The sequence below is a fragment of the Alcanivorax sp. HI0044 genome, assembly GCF_001634945.1.
In genome coordinates this window covers 1-828 of record NZ_LWEZ01000448.1, presented here as the reverse complement: position 1 = coordinate 828, position 828 = coordinate 1, and the positions used below count along the sequence as shown (strand labels likewise).

Annotated in this window: 1 protein-coding gene and 1 pseudogene; both read left to right on the top strand. The window is 59.4% G+C overall.

Features of this window, described 5'->3' with window-relative positions:
* Positions 1-262: 262 nt before the first annotated feature.
* Positions 263-448, top strand: coding sequence for a lipoprotein (locus A3730_RS05535; protein WP_063519237.1), 186 nt, complete (start codon positions 263-265; stop codon positions 446-448).
* Positions 449-450: 2 nt separating this feature from the next.
* Positions 451-828 (top strand): annotated as a pseudogene (locus A3730_RS05530) (diaminopimelate decarboxylase); the annotation flags it as partial.

Sequence of the window (828 nt, the reverse complement as noted above, 5' to 3'; positions counted from 1 at the left end):
TACAGGGTCAATCATTCAGAAATGCCCCGCGCATACACGCCCGCCCGCATGCCGGGGTATCCAGGCGCAGGCAGGGCAAGTACGAGTGAAGGGGCGAAAAGATCAGCAGAAATGTGTCCACGCGGGGCAGACTATTCACTGATAGTAAACCGGACCGCTTTTTTCTCAAGCGGCGTTATCGGACACCCAAACCGCAGCGGCACGCAGGCTGCCATTGCAGTACCGAACCGTTATACTCCCCCTCCAGCAAACGGAGTATCCCATGCGCCCATTCAGCCTGTTACTGTTCCTGCTACTGGCCGCCTGCGGCCAGAAAGGTCCGTTGTATTTTGACCAGGAACGCAGCGCAACCGCACCGGCCAGCGACGCGCAACCGGCGCAGCCCGATGCAAAAGACAGTGAAGACACCCAAGACGAAGACGACGCCAACGCGTCCGGACAGGAATAATCATGGATCCCTTTCAGTACCGTGACGGCCAGCTATTCGCCGAAGATCTTCCCGTAGAACAGCTGGCGGATCGCTTCGGCACACCGCTCTACCTGTATTCCCGTGCGGCTCTGGAGCGTCACTATCTGGCCTTCGATGAAGCCTTCGGCGACCACCCTCACCAGGTGTGCTACGCAGTGAAAGCCAACTCCAACCTGGCGGTGTTGAATGTGCTGGCCCGGTGTGGAGCGGGGTTCGATATCGTTTCCGGTGGTGAGCTGGAGCGGGTGCTGCGCGCCGGGGGCGACCCGGACAAGATTGTCTTTTCCGGCGTGGGCAAAACCGCCGACGAAATGGCCGCGGCTCTGAAAGCCAACATCCACTGCTTCAATGTGGAATCC

Excerpts from the sequence above, each read along its gene's own strand:
- A3730_RS05535 (WP_063519237.1), top strand. The coding sequence starts at position 263 with ATGCGCCCATTCAGCCTGTTACTGTTCCTGCTACTGGCCGCCTGCGGC.